The organism is Niabella terrae, from assembly GCF_054783135.1.
This window is the reverse complement of record NZ_BAAGRD010000007.1, coordinates 53966-71732: the sequence shown is the minus strand read 5'-3', so window position 1 is coordinate 71732 and position 17767 is coordinate 53966. Positions and strand designations below refer to the sequence as shown.

22 protein-coding genes, 1 tRNA gene and 1 other RNA gene are annotated in these 17767 nt (G+C 44.5%); 20 read left to right on the top strand and 4 right to left on the bottom strand.

Annotated elements, in window-relative coordinates; all coding sequences use genetic code 11:
* Positions 1–85: 85 nt before the first annotated feature.
* The 18 genes from ACYVI9_RS08275 (at position 86) to ACYVI9_RS08190 (ending at position 11964) form a co-directional block, all read left to right on the top strand.
* A tRNA-Ser gene (locus ACYVI9_RS08275) sits at positions 86–156 on the top strand.
* Between the two features lie 244 nt (positions 157–400).
* Positions 401–790, top strand: coding sequence for an NUMOD4 motif-containing HNH endonuclease (locus ACYVI9_RS08270; RefSeq protein WP_460763211.1), 390 nt, complete (start codon positions 401–403; stop codon positions 788–790).
* Positions 791–981: 191 nt separating this feature from the next.
* The gene (locus tag ACYVI9_RS08265) at positions 982–2976 is read left to right on the top strand and encodes a DNA polymerase (protein ID WP_460763208.1); all 1995 of its coding nucleotides are present in this window, start codon (positions 982–984) and stop codon (positions 2974–2976) included.
* A gap of 3 nt (positions 2977–2979) precedes the next feature.
* Positions 2980–3417 (top strand): hypothetical protein, encoded by a 438-nt coding sequence (locus ACYVI9_RS08260; protein WP_460763205.1) that lies wholly within the window; start codon positions 2980–2982, stop codon positions 3415–3417.
* Between the two features lie 106 nt (positions 3418–3523).
* Positions 3524–4126 (top strand): hypothetical protein, encoded by a 603-nt coding sequence (locus ACYVI9_RS08255; RefSeq protein WP_460763203.1) that lies wholly within the window; start codon positions 3524–3526, stop codon positions 4124–4126.
* Positions 4123–4995 (top strand): hypothetical protein, encoded by an 873-nt coding sequence (locus ACYVI9_RS08250; protein WP_460763200.1) that lies wholly within the window; start codon positions 4123–4125, stop codon positions 4993–4995. Before ACYVI9_RS08255 ends, ACYVI9_RS08250 begins: the two co-directional genes overlap by 4 nt.
* 20 nt (positions 4996–5015) lie before the next feature.
* Positions 5016–5369: a hypothetical protein gene (locus ACYVI9_RS08245; protein ID WP_460763197.1), complete on the top strand. Its 354-nt coding sequence runs from the start codon at positions 5016–5018 to the stop codon at positions 5367–5369.
* Entirely contained in the window at positions 5366–5695 is a 330-nt protein-coding gene (locus tag ACYVI9_RS08240; RefSeq protein ID WP_460763194.1) for a hypothetical protein, read from the top strand. Before ACYVI9_RS08245 ends, ACYVI9_RS08240 begins: the two co-directional genes overlap by 4 nt.
* 82 nt (positions 5696–5777) lie before the next feature.
* Positions 5778–6068 carry a hypothetical protein gene (locus ACYVI9_RS08235; RefSeq protein WP_460763191.1) on the top strand — a complete coding sequence of 97 codons (291 nt, stop codon included), beginning with the start codon at positions 5778–5780 and terminating at the stop codon, positions 6066–6068.
* Between the two features lie 13 nt (positions 6069–6081).
* Positions 6082–6852: a DNA cytosine methyltransferase gene (locus ACYVI9_RS08230; protein WP_460763188.1), complete on the top strand. Its 771-nt coding sequence runs from the start codon at positions 6082–6084 to the stop codon at positions 6850–6852.
* A gap of 607 nt (positions 6853–7459) precedes the next feature.
* Positions 7460–7666 carry a hypothetical protein gene (locus tag ACYVI9_RS08225; protein WP_460763185.1) on the top strand — a complete coding sequence of 69 codons (207 nt, stop codon included), beginning with the start codon at positions 7460–7462 and terminating at the stop codon, positions 7664–7666.
* The gene (locus tag ACYVI9_RS08220) at positions 7663–8124 is read left to right on the top strand and encodes a hypothetical protein (protein WP_460763182.1); all 462 of its coding nucleotides are present in this window, start codon (positions 7663–7665) and stop codon (positions 8122–8124) included. The genes ACYVI9_RS08225 and ACYVI9_RS08220 overlap by 4 nt, the downstream gene beginning before the upstream one ends.
* Entirely contained in the window at positions 8124–8381 is a 258-nt protein-coding gene (locus ACYVI9_RS08215) for a hypothetical protein (RefSeq protein WP_460763179.1), read from the top strand. Before ACYVI9_RS08220 ends, ACYVI9_RS08215 begins: the two co-directional genes overlap by 1 nt.
* A gap of 77 nt (positions 8382–8458) precedes the next feature.
* Complete coding sequence (locus tag ACYVI9_RS08210; RefSeq protein ID WP_460763175.1) at positions 8459–8737, top strand: hypothetical protein; 279 nt, start codon at positions 8459–8461, stop codon at positions 8735–8737.
* Entirely contained in the window at positions 8734–9567 is an 834-nt protein-coding gene (locus ACYVI9_RS08205) for a hypothetical protein (RefSeq protein ID WP_460763173.1), read from the top strand. Before ACYVI9_RS08210 ends, ACYVI9_RS08205 begins: the two co-directional genes overlap by 4 nt.
* Positions 9564–9803 carry a hypothetical protein gene (locus ACYVI9_RS08200; protein ID WP_460763171.1) on the top strand — a complete coding sequence of 80 codons (240 nt, stop codon included), beginning with the start codon at positions 9564–9566 and terminating at the stop codon, positions 9801–9803. Before ACYVI9_RS08205 ends, ACYVI9_RS08200 begins: the two co-directional genes overlap by 4 nt.
* A gap of 32 nt (positions 9804–9835) precedes the next feature.
* Entirely contained in the window at positions 9836–10306 is a 471-nt protein-coding gene (locus ACYVI9_RS08195) for a hypothetical protein (protein WP_460763168.1), read from the top strand.
* A gap of 107 nt (positions 10307–10413) precedes the next feature.
* The gene (locus tag ACYVI9_RS08190) at positions 10414–11964 is read left to right on the top strand and encodes a recombinase family protein (protein WP_460763165.1); all 1551 of its coding nucleotides are present in this window, start codon (positions 10414–10416) and stop codon (positions 11962–11964) included.
* Here the strand turns inward: ACYVI9_RS08190 and ssrA are convergent.
* The 4 genes from ssrA to ACYVI9_RS08170 form a co-directional block, all read right to left on the bottom strand.
* Positions 11918–12294, bottom strand: a transfer-messenger RNA (tmRNA) gene (gene ssrA / locus ACYVI9_RS08185). The two genes, ACYVI9_RS08190 and ssrA, sit on opposite strands and share 47 nt — an antisense overlap.
* Before the next feature lie 86 nt (positions 12295–12380).
* On the bottom strand, positions 12381–13766 hold the full coding sequence (rseP, locus tag ACYVI9_RS08180; protein WP_460763162.1) for an RIP metalloprotease RseP: 1386 nt from the start codon (positions 13764–13766) through the stop codon (positions 12381–12383).
* A 101-nt stretch (positions 13767–13867) separates the two neighbouring features.
* Entirely contained in the window at positions 13868–15022 is a 1155-nt protein-coding gene (locus tag ACYVI9_RS08175; protein ID WP_460763159.1) for a 1-deoxy-D-xylulose-5-phosphate reductoisomerase, read from the bottom strand.
* Between the two features lie 140 nt (positions 15023–15162).
* A complete protein-coding gene (locus tag ACYVI9_RS08170) occupies positions 15163–16662 on the bottom strand; it encodes a GH3 family acyl-acid amido synthetase (protein ID WP_460763156.1) in 1500 nt (499 codons plus the stop codon).
* Positions 16663–16815: 153 nt separating this feature from the next.
* On the opposite strand from ACYVI9_RS08170, the gene rplU reads away from it, so the two are divergent.
* Positions 16816–17115 (top strand): 50S ribosomal protein L21, encoded by a 300-nt coding sequence (gene rplU, locus ACYVI9_RS08165; RefSeq protein ID WP_460763153.1) that lies wholly within the window; start codon positions 16816–16818, stop codon positions 17113–17115.
* Positions 17116–17206: 91 nt separating this feature from the next.
* On the top strand, positions 17207–17470 hold the full coding sequence (gene rpmA, locus ACYVI9_RS08160; RefSeq protein WP_460763150.1) for a 50S ribosomal protein L27: 264 nt from the start codon (positions 17207–17209) through the stop codon (positions 17468–17470).
* The last annotated feature ends 297 nt before the right edge of the window (positions 17471–17767 follow it).

The following is a 17767-nucleotide window of genomic DNA, read 5'->3' as shown; positions in this document are numbered from 1 at the left end:
GGTGTACAACGACGGTTGCAGGTTCGAATCCTGCCCCAGCCACACATGTGTGAGGGTCGAGCTGAGAAGTCATCCCTGCATAGCCGGAGTAGCTTAACAGTAAAGCAGCATCCGACTAAGATGTAGATGCAGGTTCAAATCCTGCGCCATCTACCATTTGAGCCAATGCCTTCGAAAGAAGATAGCCAATCGTTGACTAAAGCATTGATAGGTTCAACGACGAAACTCCTGAGTTTGAGCGGGCCAAACCCATAAAGCCCATAAGGGAGTAAACTGGTTAGGTGACTTACGCCGGATAGAAAGTAATCCGGCACTTTTTAAGAGGTTTCTTATAAGCAGTTTTGGTTGGGTCCTGGTGTTTCTACATCCGGGACCATTTTTAAAAGAAAAATTAGCTAAAATGGAATTATGGATTGACATAAAAGGATATGAAGGAATTTATCAGGTATCAACTCACGGTAATGTTAAATCGATGGGTTCGGTACGAGTTATAAAAGGTGTAAAACAGTTCTATCCCCCAAATATTTTGAAACAGAGTAAAACTAATTCCGGGTACATGGGTGTGAGTCTTTGGAAGGACGGCGTGAAACGAATGTCGCTCGTTCATAGAATTGTGGCTGAGGTTTTTGTTGATAACCCTTTTCGAAAATCAGATGTGAATCACAAAAACGGTATCAAGACCGATAATAGGCCGGAGAATCTGGAATGGTGTACCAAGTCTGAAAATATCCGGCATGCAATTGCTACAGGTTTGATCCGTCGCAATTCACAAAATCTTATAAGCAGGTAGTCTTGGTTGACCAGGCGGTTTCTACATCCGGGACCATTTTTAAAACTGCATTAAAGATATAAAACAATGACAGGGATAAACAGCAAATGCTGGGAGTAGACAGTTTATTTAAAAGATATATTTTCCCAACTAGGTACAAGCCGCCCTGACGTCTCTACATCTGGGGCTTTATTAAAAAACGATAAAACGTAATGAAAGTATTAAGCTTAGATTTTGAAACATACGCAGAACGAGATCTTAAAAAGGTCGGTGCTTATAAGTACTTTGAATGCCCTGCTTTCGAGATCATGCTTTGTGCCTACGCTTTTGATGACGAGCCTGTGCAGATTGTAGACCTGGTAAATTTCGAGGATATACCTGAACGTGTAATGAAAGCCTTACTGGACCCAAACATTCTGAAAACTTCATACAATGCGGTTTTTGAAATGGGTGCCATAGAAAGACAGTTTGGCCTTGAAATGAAGCCTGAGCAATGGGATTGTACGATGGTTAGAGCTGCGATGGTGGGGTATCCTTTCGGTCTGGACGCGGTAGCTAAAGCGATGCATTCGTCTCAGGAGAAGGATAGTGAAGGCCGACGGTTGATTGAATATTTCTCGAAACCTTGCAAACCAACTAAGATAAATGGTGAACGCACAAGAAACTTTTCGTATCACGATCCTGAAAAATGGCAGAGATTCAAAGACTACTGCATCCAGGATGTGCGGGTTGAATTGGGTTTAAGGAAAAAGTTATCGTGGTTTCAGATACCAAACAGAGAGCGTAAAATGTGGTGCCTGGACTATAGAATGAATAAGCATGGTGTCAAAGCGGACATGAGACTGGTGGATAATGTGATCCGAATGAACGCCGAGCTCGCTGAAAAACTAACATCGCGATCCAGGGAGTTGACCGGACTAGCCAACCCCAATAGCCCCGTACAGCTTACAAACTGGTTAACTGAGAAATTAGGAACTAAAGTTGTAAGTATCGCAAAGGAGCCGTTAGAAAATTATTTGAATCAGACGGACGACCCGGTAGTGCGTGAAGTAATTGAAAATCGACAGGAATTAGGGAAGGCCTCGGTTAAAAAGTTTAACGCCATAAAGAAGTGCGTATGTAACGATTCGTATATACGTGGTATGTTCAAATATTACGGGGCAAACCGGACAGGTCGGTACTCATCGGTATTCGTGCAACTACAAAATCTGGCTAAGAACAACATGGATACGCTGGATATGGCGCGAATGATAGTCACTGAAACAGGGGATCTTGAAATGATGGAAATCGCATACGGAAAACCCACGTATGCTTTCAGTCAACTGATCCGTACATCTTTCGTAACAAATAAGCTGGGTCTACTTGTGTCAGATTTCGCAGCGATCGAATCCCGGGTGCTGGCATGGCTGGCTGGGGAGCAGTGGAAACTTGACGCGTTCGTTTCGCATGGAAAGATATACGAGCAGGTAGCAGCTAACATGTTTGGTGTTCCTCTTGAAACTATCATTTATAAAGATAAAAACGGCGTCTGGCAGAAAGGACCAAACTATCACATGAGACCGCGCGGGAAGGTGGGTGATCTCGGATGTGGGTTTGGGGGCGGCGTAAACGCGCTGATAAATCTGGGCGCGTTGAAGATGGGTGTTGAAGAGGAGGCGCTAGAAGGGATTGTGGACCAATGGCGGGCTGCCCACCCTAAAGTCAAGAAGTTCTGGTATGCAGTAGGTAAAGCCGCCTTCAAAGCTGTGGATGAAGGAATCATGACCCGGATGCAGCACGGGTTGACGTTTTCCAGGCAGCGGAATTTTCTGGTAGTCACGTTACCATCCGGCAGGTCGCTATACTACGTTGAACCTAGAATCGGACAGGGCAAATTCGGACCTGAAGTTACATATATGGGGTTGAGCACTGAGGATGGTAAAAGCACCAGTAGGAAATGGCTTCGGATCGGGACCTACCACGGAAAACTGGTTGAGAATTTGGTGCAAGCTATCGCAAGGGATTGTCTGGTTGTAGCGATGCTGCGCCTGGAAAAAGCCGGATACCTGCCGGTTATGACAATCCATGATGAGGTGGTATGTGACAAACAACCCGGGCAGTCTGTTGCGGAAATGAATGCGATCATGGCCCGGCCAATAAAATGGGCGCCGGGACTGCCGTTGGCTGCTGAAGGATACGAAACATTTTATTACAAAAAGGAGGATTAAATTATGAATAGTGAAATTTTAAAACGACCGAACCTGGTCAAACTGTTGATAACAGGCGATCCCGTGTATTCAAGGGTAGCAGGGGGACCCGCATATCTGCTGGAAGTAGATGCGACTTTACGTAAGCCGTTACGGTTTTCAGATGGTCAGTCCTACACACGGGACGGACGCATTGACCCGGATCAGGATTATGGGGAGTGCATGATATGGCCGGATGCAAAAACCAGAACATGGGGAAACTACTGTCCTTTTAAGAAGGGGGATTTAGTATTGGTATGGTCTATTGATGCTCGTAATAAGGAGCTACGCATTTTTTATGGCTATAATCCAGGAAGCAAAAGCCCGTATCAAACAGGATACTTTAACTACGGAGTACTAGTATTTGGACTTGGTTGGGAAAACTGCGAACTATATGATCCTTCAAAAGTAAAATTTGATTAAGATGAAACCATCTGAATATCCAAAAGAAATTTGGTATTCAACAAAATCACTCGCAGTGAGTGCGGTGGAAGATTACATTAGTGAAAATCAATAAAACAGAAGTAAAATGAATAATAAGAAAACATTCAAGAGTTTATTAATAGAACTAATCGCCTGTGAACCCGCTGTAGAATGGGCAGAAGATAAAACAGTAGAAGAAGTTGTGGCTACTTGCCATCGTGGTGATTGGCTATTATGGTTAGCTTATTGGATTAAGGTTCCCTTAAAAGAGTTAACACTAGCCAAAGCATTATGTGCTAAAACAGTCTTGCATTTAATGAAAGATGAACGTAGCATTAAGGCAGTAGAAGTGAGTGAGAAGTTTGGACGTGGCTTAGCTACAAGAGATGAACTGGATGCTGCTTATACTGCTTCTGCTGCTGCTTATGCTGCTGCTTATGCTGCTGCTTATGCTGCTGATGTTACTTCTTCTGCTGCTTCTGCTGCTGCTTCTGCTGCTGCTTCTTCTGCTGCTGCTGATGCTTCTGCTGATGCTTCTGCTGCTGCTGCTTCTGCTGCTGCTTCTGCTGCTTATGCTGATGCTTCTGCTGATGCTTCTGCTGCTGCTGATGCTGATGCTAAAACTAAAAATCAAATGCAAACGGCTGACATATGCAGAAAGGTATTAGGAGAAATAATTATTAAAAAAGTAAATGAGTTATTAAAATGAAACCATCTGAATATCCAAAAGAAATACAGGACCTGATTATAAAAAGACAAGTAGAAGCTGGTAATAAAGCTGATATAAAAGTGTTTGATAGAAATAGCGATGCAGGACCGTACTCTGACGGGTTTGATTGGGTTGATACTCCGGAAGGGTATAGTTTTTGGAAAGATGTGATGGACAATTCAAACTTTCAGCCCTATTACGAAAAATACGAACAGCCAGAGTTTACACTACCCGAACAGCCAGAGTTTACACTACCCGAAAAATGGTGTGTAAAAATGGATAAACAGGAGGTTGTTAATTATTGTAATAAGTATGGAAAAAAACCTCCATACCTCATAGATTCAATTTGTCTTGCCCATTTCCCCTCTTGGAATGGGGAATTTACAACATCCCGTAGAATAAAACCCGGTTACACAAAAATCACATTTGAACAATTCAAAAAATACGTACTAATGGAAAAACAAAATAAAGACAGAGTTATAACATGGTCACAAGCTCAGAATATAATTGCAGCAGCTTGTAATAGTTGGAAACCGAGATTAATTGATATGTGGTGCTATGATATAGCATTAAAAAAGGATATACAAATATCTGATTCTTTCTACAAGAAAATGAGAAATGCTTGTACACCAGATCAACACATGCTGTTTGATGAGATCTTTGGTCGGGAGCAGCTAGAATGTCCTTACAAAGAGGGAGAGTTGATTTTTGTTAAATCGACAACACTTAGGGAGTGGATGTTAAGGTATGCCAATGGGGAAATTAATCCTGACGGCTGTGTTAAAGTCTATTATGATCAAGCCAAAGCAGGAAATACCAATACGTATAAAGATCACGCCCCTGCACCCGGAGTTAAATTACCAGAATAGCCTTTTTAAAACATTTATCCATGAAGGACATTACTCTCATAACAAAAGGTCAGGAAGCGGCCATACTGGATCGCTACAAAGATCGGGATCCGGAGCAGATAGCTTACCTGAAACAATGCATCCGTGAAAACAACAGGATCGGTAAAGGCAGGCTGAAAGGTATAAACGATAGAAGTCGGGATATGCAGATAGCCTATAGAATGCTTTCTACAATGGGTGCTAATACTTTAAAAATAATATACGGTTTGCTGGCTGGTGGCAACCTTGCTCGCATATATCACTACGGCTACCTGCACAGAGGAGATAGGTCGCACATATCGGAGGAGGCATTAAAGCAAGCAATCAGGATATTCAAAGAAAACAATAAATCATGATTACATATTTTGAACCGATAAGAACCCAGATCCGGGACTTACGTAAAGCCGTAGATCACGGTGAGTCGTTTGGTGACCTGCTTGAATTAATTACAGAACTCGAAGAGATCGTTGATGCCGTAGAAGATGAATGCTTAGATCACACGCCATCTGAGGACGCGGTTCTCAACGCTATCGGGGAGATTGACCCAGATAAGGTCTTAGAATTGATCGAGGACGCTGAGATCAGCCACTACTTGCAGGAACGCGGGTACGGAGCGATTAAGCTGCAGAGTGCCAATGAACGAAGTGCATTTGAAGCCTTTGCAGCCCGGCTCCACCCCTAATATAACGATCGGAAAAAAGAGGGTCTTATGTTTTGATTAAGCGTACAAACTATTTATACCTCATAATTAATACATTTATACAATGACTACTGAAAAACGCCTGCAGAACAAGATGTGCGACTTGCATCAGATGCAGAAAGAGCTGCATAAATATGCTGGCCAACATGACCGGGACTATATGGATGACCACATCCTGGACAAGCTGCGACAGATCAGCCTACTGCGTGCAGAAATAAAGTATCTAAAGATGCTAATCGCTACGCGGGAAGCGAAACCGAAGGAAGCAGAGAGAACGGTAATTGAAGTAATCGCTATAGCTGTCTGTTTGTTGTTCGTAGGGTTGTGGGTGCTTGTAATAATGGGAATTATTTAAAACTATAAAATAAATGACGCATGGTTCAGTATGTAGCGGAATTGGGGGGTTCGAGTTGGCCGCACAGTGGCTGGGCTGGGACAATAAGTTTTACTGTGAGCGAGAACCTTTCTGCCAAAGAGTCCTCAGATATTACTGGCCTGATGCAAAAGCTTACCCCGATCTTAAAACAGCCGATTTCAGTGAGTGGCGGGGAAAGATCGACGTCTTTACTGCCGGATTCCCGTGCCAGCCGTTCTCGCGCGCAGGATTGCGTAAGGGAACCGAGGACGACCGCCATCTGTGGCCCTACGTTGTTAGAGCAATTCAACAAATCAGACCGCGCTGGATCCTTTGCGAAAATGTTCGTGGGCTTGTTAATTGGGACGAGGGGGTGGTATTCCACCAGGTGCAAGCTGACCTGGAAGCTGAAGGATACGACGTACTGCCGTTACTTCTTCCAGCTGCTTGTGTCAACGCCCCGCACAAAAGGGAAAGAATCTTCTTTGTTGCTACCAACCCCTCGAACCAGCGACTACAAGGGTGGAGCGACAGCGGAGTATTACGAAGCGCAGGGGCGGAATGCAACCAACGATTTAAAGACATGGGCAGCGTTCTACTCCCGGACTGGAAAGACTTCCCGACTGTCTCCCCAATTTGTGTTGGAGATGATGAGCTTTCCGACAGACTGGTTGACATTACCTTTTCTATGTGGCAAAGAGAAGCAATCAAAGCCGGAGGAAACGCTGTAGTACCGCGGTTAGTGTATGAACTATTCAGCATGATCGAAGATTACGAAATCTAAAAATTTATAAATATGAAAATCCAGAAATTCTTGTCACAGACCCGCCGGGACTTTACAGCAGTCTACGAATGTGAGTATTGCGGACATACGCATACAGGCCCGGGCTACGATGACCGCCACTTCCATGATACCGTGATTCCGGACATGATATGTGAGAAGTGCAACAAAAAGGGCCACGAGGACTACAGACCATTAACGCCGAAATACCCCGACGGGTATGTGATTTAAACCGGATGGGTATGTGATTTAAAAATTGAAGAAATATGAGATTAAAGTTATACAAAAAGGAAGGGTTCTGGCTCGCGTATCTATTCTGTGGAAAGGGCGGCCTTAGCAACCTTATCGCCGCAAGCAAATCTGAGAGTTTCTGGCATGTACTTAGAGTCTTCAGGCCCAGATACCTCTGGCTCGCTATTAAAGCAAAATCAGTAAAACATAAGCAGTCATGCAAAATATAATATTTCTAGCCGTCTTGGGTGGAATATCGCTGGGACTTTTGATTGCCAGTTGTGTAGTGAACAGCGTAAGCGGGATTATTATCAACGCTATTAACTTATGTTTTTGTATTTATTTAATGTTTGACATTTTAAAATCCAAATAATAGATCATGACAAAGGAACAATACGAAAAACTATTCAAAGAGGGCCATTTTGAACCGATATGGGTTGAGTTGTTGAACGCTTCTGGCTTTGCAGGATGCACGCAAACGGGGCAAATAGTAGACCGCAGATGGTATCCGGATGCGCATCCTGTTCAAGCAAATTCTGTGTTCGGAGTGGCACCACCTAAGAAAATCAAAAACAATCAATCATGAAAACAGGATACAACTATTTCCAGAATGGGCAGGAAGAAATGTCTTATACAGTAAACCACCGTAACGCTGACGGGACGGAAACCCTTATAGCCGTGACTGATACTAGCGAGAAAGCGCATTTCCTATCAATCGCGGCAAACGCGTATAAACATGAAATTAAATTTATACGAGCGGAGGGGGGCAAGGACGGCATATCAAAGCAGTACACGGGCATGGTAGCAGGGCCTTTTAGACAGTATCCCGTCACACCAGAAGAAGCCCATGAGCCGAAGCAGGAAGCTGTTTCCTACAACCCAAGAAAGTTTGTTTGTGTCCGCACGTCAGACACTGAAGATCTCTATACGATAATGGAGAAATTGGATACAGGTGAGTCGAACTCCGTTGGATACTGGGTGCTCGCAATAGACTGCAGTCAGAAAGCCGCAGAATTAATTGTTAAAGCATTAAATAAGATGTAATGAGCAAGAATACTATCAGATACGAACACATCTACTTCAGCCCGAAAGAGCTTTGGGCCATCACATCTGCCTTGGCGGCCATGCTCCAAGATCTTAAGGCAAGCGAGAATGAGGATTGGAACGGTGATGCAAAGAAAATGCGGGAAGAAATTAAGATTAACCTCATCAAAGCAGCTCAGAAGATTGAGCGGGTGACGGGTGTCAAATCTGAACTACCTGATTACAACGAAGGCGATGAAAGGGACTTTTTAAACTAAAAATGAAAATAATGCAAAAACAAAGCTTCGACGCGTTATCTAAAAATCTGGAAATATACATTTAAAAATAAAGAACCATGAGACTATTTGAAATTTTAGACAAAATGAATATCGCAGACAGTGAAAACCGTACAAGAACTGTTGCAATATCAACCAACGTAACGGAAGCCAAAAAGGTAAAACAAGGCGGGTTGGTGACTGTTGGTGTAGATGCGCAAAGTTTTTCGGACCTAGTTGGAGCAGCAGTCGGAGATACAGACTACCAGGCCGTTCTGTTAGTTATTAATATGGTCGAATATAACAAAGTAGCCGCTGAGGGGGCGAGTATTGTAGACCCTGAAAATAAAGAAGCGTGAGCAGCAACCAAATTATATGCTGGTGGTCTGGCGGGGTAACGAGTGCAGTTGCCTGCAAGATCGCTATCGATTTATTTGGGTTAGATAACTGCCGGTTTATTCAGATAGATACTTTTAATGAGCATCCAGACACTTACAGATTTTTAGGCGATTGTGAAGATTGGTATTGTCAGGAAATTGAAATCATATCGAATGCTAAGTATAAGTCTATACAGGATGTTTGGGATAAATACGCAGCCCTGAACAACGCAACCGGAGCAATTTGTAGTTCTGAATTGAAAAGGGAAGTCAGAAAAAAGTTTATGGAATTGAATCCACAATTCAGGTATCAGATATTTGGTTTTGACATTGACGAACCAAAAAGAGCAAAAGCCATGACCCTGAATTATCCTGAATCAAAACCGTTTTATCCGCTATTGGCTTTGGGTTATACAAAGAAAAGGTGCATTGAGATTCTCACAGGCGCAGGAATTGAAATACCGGCGATGTACAAACTTGGATTTAATAATAATAACTGTTTCCAGACTGGATGCGTTCAGGGCGGTATCGGCTATTGGCAAAAAATACAAAGGGAATATCCTGATAAATTTTTGGCAATGGCTAAACTGGAACATAAGTACACAGATATAAAGGGGAAGCCGGTAACCTGTCTAAAAGATCAAGCCGTAAAGAGAGGGGAGAAAAGTTTACCACTATTCTTATTGCCACATCCAGATTATCCAGACGTAAAAGACATTTCAATGAAATCAGGAAGGGAACCAGAACCGCTAGTTGAATGTAACGGGATGTGTGGAACGATGGATTTAGTAAAACAAATTGAAGAATTATGAAAATAGAAAATTTAAAATTGGCGCAGAAGTTAAATGATAGACGGGAAGAACTAATTGGGTTTATTGATTTATCGTGTCGAAAAATGGTAATAGAAAGGATAAGCCCTGAATCGCAAATGGGTGAACCTTTTAAATCGCGGATAACTGTATCTCATCTGAGCCCCATATACGATGTAATTCTGAGAGCTGTGAGAAACAAAATCGAATCACTGGAAAGACAAATTGAAGAATTATGAAAATCATTAATTAAAACTTTAAAATAACCCGCATGGAAAGATTTTCAATGAAAGAGTTTAGGCCACTATCCCTTGAAGAGAAAAAGCTACGGCTGAAACAGGACATCCAGGATCTGGAAGAAGAAAGACAACCCTACGTCACAGAGAAGCGCGAGCTGGAACTTCGGATGACCATGTTGAATGAGAAGTTAAAGGTAACCCTCCCGGAGGCAGAGTTTGACGCTATTAAATCTGAGAGAGCAGATATCGTGAAACAGAAATACAATGTCGAAGAAAAGATAAGGCGTATAGGCTCAATGATGAAGGAGAAGAACCTGGAAATAGAGAAAGCCGATGTCTACAGCCGCAGGACTTCAAAAACCGGTATCGGGGATGCGCTCACGGAGCTACGTAATAAGTACAACGCTTTTGCATCCGATGCAACCCGGGTTTCCAGCACACGGGTTATGGCTTCTAAATTTGTAGAAGAACTTAACGAACTGATTCAGAAAATTGGCAGCTGATACGCACGATATTATCCGGATTGAAACTTTTTTGAATGAAAAAGAGACCGAGTTCATAAATTTGGTGTCCGCATTACTCGTGGAAATTACATTAAAACAAGCAGCAGATGAAGAAGGGGATTGTCTATCAACGATATAGCACGGATGACCAAAGCCAACACAGCTTTGAAAGGCAGGACCTTATTGTCAATAACTGGACGAAACTTCAGGGGGTCACGATCCTGGAAACGTTCAGAGACAAAGGACTGAGCGGCCGGACTTTCAACCGTCCGGATATGCACAACCTGATGAACTTCATTCGTAAAAACTATAAGGTCGCTGATTTCCTTATTGTAAGTGAGCTCAGCCGGTTCAGCAGAGATGCGGGTGAAGCCATCTCGCTGGTACAGGAGATTCAGGCACATTACGACATCCAGATCGTCTCGGCTTCCCGCGGCGCTATCTACGACTGTACAGACAGCAATAGTTTCTTCATGATGGGTCTTGAATTTCTGCTTGGTAATAGCGAGAATATAAAACGCCAGAGCGACATAAATGGGGGTATCTACGCAGCTAAGACCCAGAAAGGCAAGTGGATCCAGGGTGGCCCTGCCCCTTTCGGCTTCAGGAAAGTAATGACAGAGGGTGGCCGGGTTTTGCAGGTTGACGAGGACGAAGCGCGCATAATCCGCTACATCTTTACAGCCTATGCTGAAAAAGTACCCGTCTACCTCATAAAGCAGCACGCAAAAAGCATGGGTATGAGGAAAAAAGGCAGTGACCCGATCAATGAAATCATCCGCAACCCGCTCTATATGGGATTCCAGCGCGTAAAACCATGGAAGGGGCAACCCGGTGGGTTGTTCCGGATTAAGGACCTACCAGCCATCATTGAGCCGGATACGTGGCACGCGGTCGAATACCAGCGCGCTAAAGCCACGAAACAGCAGCATACGATCCTGTCTGAGGACTTCCCACTCCGGGGCGTAGTCAGCTGCGAGTGCGGCAACAAGCTGACGGGAGCGTACAGCACTGGACGCGGCGGCAGGAAATACGCCTACTACAAATGCCATGGCCACAAGAACATCAATGCAGGGAAGCTACACAGCCAGGTAGCCCTTATCTGGGAGTACCTGTCCATCCCGCACCGGTTGGTAAAGGAGATCCAGAAAACCGCTCCAATCCTGCTCAAAGGACGCACAGCAGCGGGTGAAAAGCAGATGCAGTCCTTACAGGTACAGCTGCGCATCCTAGACGGTAAGATCAGCAGCCTGGAAGAGAAGTTTATCACCAGCCAGATCGAGCAGCCGGTCTACGCAAAATGGAAGCAGGAATTTGGAAATGCGCGTACGAAAATACTGGATGATATCAAGGCACTGAAGAAGCAGCGGTCCCGGGCGCAGATGATACTGGAAGCGCATCTGACAAAACTCGCGGATCTGCGTTATATCTGGGACAGAATCGACGTGATTGGCAAAAGAAAGATGCTAAAAGCCGGGTTCGACAACACTTTGGTCTATTCCGAAGATGGTTGTCGAACCGCTTTTTTACCCCCGTTTTTACGCCATAACGCAATGGAAATGAACAAACAAGGTATATTAAAAATACCGAATATCTTCCGAAAATCCGGTGAGGTGGAGGCGACCGGACTCGAACCGGTGTCCAAACATATTCCCTAAAAGCTTTCTACATGCTTATTTTCTTATTGCTTGTCGGCGAAGAACAGGAAAGAAACCAACCAATTTCAACGCTTAGCTGTATGGTCTTTTGCCGTATTCACAGCCTTACACGGCAGCATTCTGTGTTTTTTTTTGAGTCGGCGGCGGAGCTTGGTAACAGAACAACACTGCTCAACGCGGCCCTAATGACTACTTAATCACTGATTAGGCAGCCATGGCATACTGATTGTTGCCATTTAAAATTTGAGTATTCAGATTAACGGGCTAATTACCCAACGCCCGGCATGCTTACACTTTCAAAGAACTACGCTGTCAAAACCAAACGCCCCCAAATTCTTCTGCAGCCCGATGGGACGGGACCGGCGGCAAAGATACAATTTCTTTTTCGCAGGAGGGACTTCTGCTCTAATACCGCCCTATTTACCCCAGCCAAACCAGTCATTGCCGTTGGCATACAACATAAGGCCCAGTAGCAGTACCATACCCACCATCTGGGCATATTCCAGGAACTTATCACTGGGTTTACGACCGCTGATCATCTCATAAAGGGTGAACATCACGTGACCACCATCCAGCGCCGGGATGGGCAGCAGGTTCATAAAAGCCAGCATGATCGAAAGAAAAGCCGTAATATTCCAGAAAGCCTCCCAGCTCCAGCTGGTAGGAAATATAGAACCGATGGCCTTGAAACCGCCCACCCCTTTATAGGCTTCCGTTTCAGGGTTTAAAATCAGTTTGAACTGGTCAATATAGGCTTTCAGTTTGGTGACAGACATTTTCACGCCGGCCGGGAAAGATTCCAGGAAACCATATTCACGCTTTTCGACTTTATATACGCCCAGTTGTTCATATTCTTCACCACTCAGAAAGGGAATGCCGACTTTGCCATTGGCATCCACCCGGGTCTGCAGCTGAAGCGGTTGACCGTCACGCAGTACCGACAGGGCCACCGTCCCGTTCTCATGTCCTTTTAACAGCGGTCCCAGTTCATCGTAAAATGATACGGGAACCGAATCTACGGCTGTAATCAGGTCCATCTTCCGCAAACCCGCTTTATAGCCGTTCAGGGTATCCATCTGGAACTTTTCATTATAATCACCTACATAGGCCGGAATCCGCTGCATGAACATATAGGCTTTTTTACGCCGGCTCTCCACCAGTTTACCAATCAGATTGATGGGAACATCCAGGGTCTGCTTCACGCCGTTTCTTTCCAGCTCTATCTGCCGGCCGCCAATCAGGATGCGGGCACCCAGGTCTTCGTAATAGGTCACCGGTTCGCCGTTAACGCTCAGGATCCTGTCACCCGAACGAATACCGATTTCGGACATCAGACTATCGGTCACTGCCACGCCATATTTCAGGGAACTGAGTGGCGTTTTCTGTTCGCCCCAGGTATACAGCACCATGGCATAAATTACGAAAGCCAGCAATACATTCATGATGATACCCGCCAGCATGATAATCAGCCTTTGCCAGGCTGGTTTGCTTCTGAATTCAAAAGGCTGTGGCGGCTGTTTCATCTGTTCCTTGTCCATGCTCTCGTCGATCATACCACTGATCTTCACATAGCCGCCCAAGGGCAGCCAGCCTACGCCATACTCCGTGTCCCCCACTTTCTTCTTAAACAGGGAAAACCAGGGATCAAAAAAAAGATAGAACTTCTCCACCCGGCAACCAAACCATCTGGCCGTTATATAATGTCCGAATTCATGGAGGACCACTAATATGGACAATGCCAGTACCAATTGCACGACCTGCATACCTACATTCGGCCAGTTGATAGCTAATAATTCAATCATGGAGCGCGGTTATTTAAAAATCATGCAAAGATACAGCTAATAGGGTTAAGAAAGGTTAAAAAACCGGCGGATGTGGCTGGTTTACCGGTGAATAACGGCATTCACAATTTGATGATATCAGCCGCCAGGGTCCGGGCTTCTCCATCACTGTTGATGTATTCCTCCAGGGTGGGCTGCCTGATAAAATCAAGGCTGCCCATGACTTTTTCAATGACATCTGTCATTTCCAGAAAACCGATCCTGTTTTTTAAAAATGCATATACAGCAATTTCATTTGCAGCATTCATGATACAGGGCAGATTGCCTCCGGTATGCAGGGCCTGAATCGCCAGTTCCAGGTTCCGGAAAGTACGGATATCGGGTTCTTCAAAACTGAAGCTGTTGTATTTTTTAAAACTCAGCCGGGGGTAGTCATTGGGGATCCGGGTGGGAAAAGCCAGTGCATATTGGATGGGCAGTTTCATATCCGGTACACCGATCTGCGCCTTGATACTGCCGTCTTCGAACTGTACCATGCTGTGGATGGCGCTTTGGGGATGAACCAGGACTTCTATCTGCCCGGGTTCCAGGTTGAACAGCCATTTGGCCTCAATCATTTCCAGTCCCTTGTTCATCAGGGTAGCGGAGTCCACGGAAATCTTGGCACCCATATCCCAATTGGGATGCTGCAGGGCATGTTCCCTTTTTACATTAACCAGAAAATTGGGTTTCCGGCCGACAAAGGGGCCGCCGGATGCCGTCAGGTAAATTTTCTCAATCCGGTTACGGGTCTCCCCTACCAGACATTGAAAAATGGCGGAATGTTCAGAATCCACAGGAATAACAGGGACCCGGTTGCGGACCGCCATCTGCATCACCAGATCACCGGCAACGACCAGGGTTTCCTTATTGGCCAGGGCAATCGACTTGCCCGATTCAATGGCACGAACAGTGGGCTTGAGGCCTGCGAAGCCTACAATGGCTGCCAGCATCATATCATAGCAATCCATCGCGGCCACTTCTTCCAGCGCCTCCTGACCGGCAAATACTTTGACATCGGTATCTTCCAGTGCCTCCCGTACTTTATTGTAGCGGGATGCATCGGCGATAACGACAATATTGGGCTGAAACTCAAGGGCTTGCCGGATTAACAATTCCTCATTACTATTGGCAGTAAGTATTTCGACGGAAAACAGCTCGGGATTTTGTTGAATCACTTCGAGGGCCTGTCGGCCGACAGATCCTGTTGCTCCAAAAATACCTATTCTTTTTACCATAACTGACACTTCCCCTACTGTGGACTATTATCCATCCACAGAAAATATTGAATTTTTGTTAATGACGCTGACAAATCAATGGATTCCGGTCGCAAACATAAATCAAATTCTCTGAGTCGCCGCATCTGAGGGCAAATCCATTAATTATTGACCACCCAGGCGTCCAGGGCATCCGCAATCTGCCGGTCATTGCTCAGCCGGGGTACCTTATTCTGGCCGCCCAGTTTTCCCACCGATTTCATATAATCAATAAAACCGTTCTTTCGGACCGGCGTAATTTTGAGGCTTTGCAGAATATTGCCGCTGATCAGGTCGTCATAATAAACATTCTTTTGACGCAGGTATTGGTCTATTTTCTGGGAGAAAGCGGAGAGGTCCTGAGGGGGCGTATCAAATTCGATAAACCATTCATGGTAACTTTTTCCGGTGCCATCATTGACAAAGGGCGCCACCGTGAATTCTGTAATTTCTATCCGGGCTTCTGATGCGGCTTTCAGCAGGCTGTATTCCACTTCCTCACCAATCACGTGTTCTCCAAATGCAGAGATAAAATGGCGGGTTCTCCCGGTAACGATCAGCCGGTAAGGATTGACCGATACAAATTTTACCATATCGCCCAGATCATAGCCCCAGAGTCCCGCATTGCTACTGATAATCATTGCATAATTCACGCCCGCTTCCACCGACTCCAGCCGCAACCTTTTGGCATCGGGCTTGCCGATCTCATTTTCAGGAATAAATTCATAAAAAATCCCACTATTGGTGTTGAGCAGCAGTCCGGGTTCCGTCTGGCTGTCCTGGAAGGCAAAAAATCCTTCAGAAGCCGGAAAAGTCTCGATGCCTGCCACCTTCCTGCCAATCGTCCGTTCCAGCTTGGGTCCGTAAGGCTCATAATTCACGCCGCCATATACCATGACCGAAAAATTCGGGAAAATTTCTCCGATGGGTTTCCCTGTCCGGTGCACAAGTTCGTCAAAATACATCTGTACCCATGGGGGGATACCGCTGATCAGGGTCATATTCTTATTGATGGTCTCGTCGACTATTCTCTGCAATTTGGTCTCCCAGTCTTCAATACAATTGGTTTCATATTCGGGGAGCTGGTTTCTTCTCAGGTAGCGGGGAATATGGTGGTTAACGATACCACTCAGCCGTCCGGTGGGTATTCCGCCAACCCTTTCCAGCTCGGGAGAACCGCTCAGAAAAATCATATGGCCGTCTGCGAATTCGGTATTACCCGATTCGGCCATATAGCATAACAGGGCATTTCTGGCTGAATTAATATGGTTCCCAATAGAATCCTTGGTGATAGGGATATACTTGGTACCACTGGTCGTGCCCGAGGTTTTGGCGAAATAAATCGGCCGCCCCTTCCAAAGAACATTGTGTTTCCCATCCTTGATCAGCTGTATATAATTACTGAACGCTTCATAATCACGTACCGGTATAGCCTGCTGAAATTCACTGTAATTGCTGAGGTCCTGAAAGTTATGGTCTTTACCAAACTGCGTGTTTTTACCTGTTTTCAGCAGATTTTTAAGAATAATTTCCTGATCCGCCGCAGCCGTAAGCATGGATTTTTTAATATTTTTGGCTACAATGGAAGCAAAAGGTTTTGCCAGAACAGACTTGATTTTCATGTACTTATCGAATTTTTTCCGATTCCTTTCCGATCTTATTGTTGTAAAGATAACATCTTGCAAATTATACCGGAATCAGAATTAGAAATGTTCGAATAATTAATCTTGTAAAATGAAAATTAATATTTACCTTTGCCGCCTAATTTTTAAGACATGATAGCAGTTATTAAGGTAGCCGGTCAGCAATATAAGGTGGAAAAAGACCAGACTTTATTTGTACCCCGTATCGAAGGCAAGGCAGGTGATTCTATTGATCTGGATGTATTATTCGTACATGCTGACGGAAAACTTTCCGTTGGTGCTGACAACAAAGCTAAAGTAAGCGCAGAAATTTTGGATCACATTAAAGGTGAAACCGTAATTGCCTATAAAACCAAAAGGAGAAAAGGCTTTCACAAGAAAAAAGGTCATCGCACCGCGTATACTAAAATTAAGGTAACCGCGATTGCTTAATCCGAAATGATGATGTCGGAAAAACCGGCCTGTCCGAAAGGACCCTGCCGCTTTTTCGATTGTTATTAATCAACTTTTAAATTAAATAGAAATGGCACATAAGAAAGGTGAAGGTAGTGTAAAAAACGGCCGTGATTCCGAAAGCAAAAGACTGGGTGTAAAAATCTACGGCGGTCAACCGGCTATCGCAGGTAATATCATAGTTCGTCAGCGTGGTACGGTGTATCATCCGGGCGCCAATGTTGGTGTTGGTAAAGACTTTACATTATTTGCACTCTCTGATGGTATTGTAGAATTCAACAAAGGAAGAAAAAACAGAACCGTTGTTTCTGTAAACGCTCCTGCTGAAGCCTGATAAATTGTGGATTACTGCAGATTGCCTTGGGATAATTTGTGGAAAAAAAATTTGCAGACATAAAATTTTTTTATAATTTTACTGTCGTTAATCCATTTACTAATCATTAAATTCTAAAAAATGGCAAAAGCAGCAGCTAAGAAAAAAGCAGCTCCTAAAAAAGCAGCAGCAAAAAAAGCAGCTCCCAAAAAGGCGGCAGCTAAAAAAGCAGCTCCTAAAAAAGCAGCAGCTAAGAAAGCGGCTCCTAAAAAAGCAGCAGCAAAAAAAGCAGCTCCTAAAAAAGCAGCAGCTAAGAAA

Excerpts from the sequence above, each read along its gene's own strand:
- ACYVI9_RS08270 (WP_460763211.1), top strand. The coding sequence starts at position 401 with ATGGAATTATGGATTGACATAAAAGGATATGAAGGAATTTATCAGGTA.
- ACYVI9_RS08265 (WP_460763208.1), top strand. The coding sequence starts at position 982 with ATGAAAGTATTAAGCTTAGATTTTGAAACATACGCAGAACGAGATCTT.
- ACYVI9_RS08260 (WP_460763205.1), top strand. The coding sequence starts at position 2,980 with ATGAATAGTGAAATTTTAAAACGACCGAACCTGGTCAAACTGTTGATA.
- ACYVI9_RS08255 (WP_460763203.1), top strand. The coding sequence starts at position 3,524 with ATGAATAATAAGAAAACATTCAAGAGTTTATTAATAGAACTAATCGCC.
- ACYVI9_RS08250 (WP_460763200.1), top strand. The coding sequence starts at position 4,123 with ATGAAACCATCTGAATATCCAAAAGAAATACAGGACCTGATTATAAAA.
- ACYVI9_RS08245 (WP_460763197.1), top strand. The coding sequence starts at position 5,016 with ATGAAGGACATTACTCTCATAACAAAAGGTCAGGAAGCGGCCATACTG.
- ACYVI9_RS08240 (WP_460763194.1), top strand. The coding sequence starts at position 5,366 with ATGATTACATATTTTGAACCGATAAGAACCCAGATCCGGGACTTACGT.
- ACYVI9_RS08235 (WP_460763191.1), top strand. The coding sequence starts at position 5,778 with ATGACTACTGAAAAACGCCTGCAGAACAAGATGTGCGACTTGCATCAG.
- ACYVI9_RS08230 (WP_460763188.1), top strand. The coding sequence starts at position 6,082 with ATGACGCATGGTTCAGTATGTAGCGGAATTGGGGGGTTCGAGTTGGCC.
- ACYVI9_RS08225 (WP_460763185.1), top strand. The coding sequence starts at position 7,460 with ATGACAAAGGAACAATACGAAAAACTATTCAAAGAGGGCCATTTTGAA.
- ACYVI9_RS08220 (WP_460763182.1), top strand. The coding sequence starts at position 7,663 with ATGAAAACAGGATACAACTATTTCCAGAATGGGCAGGAAGAAATGTCT.
- ACYVI9_RS08215 (WP_460763179.1), top strand. The coding sequence starts at position 8,124 with ATGAGCAAGAATACTATCAGATACGAACACATCTACTTCAGCCCGAAA.
- ACYVI9_RS08210 (WP_460763175.1), top strand. The coding sequence starts at position 8,459 with ATGAGACTATTTGAAATTTTAGACAAAATGAATATCGCAGACAGTGAA.
- ACYVI9_RS08200 (WP_460763171.1), top strand. The coding sequence starts at position 9,564 with ATGAAAATAGAAAATTTAAAATTGGCGCAGAAGTTAAATGATAGACGG.
- ACYVI9_RS08195 (WP_460763168.1), top strand. The coding sequence starts at position 9,836 with ATGGAAAGATTTTCAATGAAAGAGTTTAGGCCACTATCCCTTGAAGAG.
- ACYVI9_RS08190 (WP_460763165.1), top strand. The coding sequence starts at position 10,414 with ATGAAGAAGGGGATTGTCTATCAACGATATAGCACGGATGACCAAAGC.
- rseP (WP_460763162.1), bottom strand. The coding sequence starts at position 13,766 with ATGATTGAATTATTAGCTATCAACTGGCCGAATGTAGGTATGCAGGTC.
- ACYVI9_RS08175 (WP_460763159.1), bottom strand. The coding sequence starts at position 15,022 with ATGGTAAAAAGAATAGGTATTTTTGGAGCAACAGGATCTGTCGGCCGA.
- ACYVI9_RS08170 (WP_460763156.1), bottom strand. The coding sequence starts at position 16,662 with ATGAAAATCAAGTCTGTTCTGGCAAAACCTTTTGCTTCCATTGTAGCC.
- rplU (WP_460763153.1), top strand. The coding sequence starts at position 16,816 with ATGATAGCAGTTATTAAGGTAGCCGGTCAGCAATATAAGGTGGAAAAA.
- rpmA (WP_460763150.1), top strand. The coding sequence starts at position 17,207 with ATGGCACATAAGAAAGGTGAAGGTAGTGTAAAAAACGGCCGTGATTCC.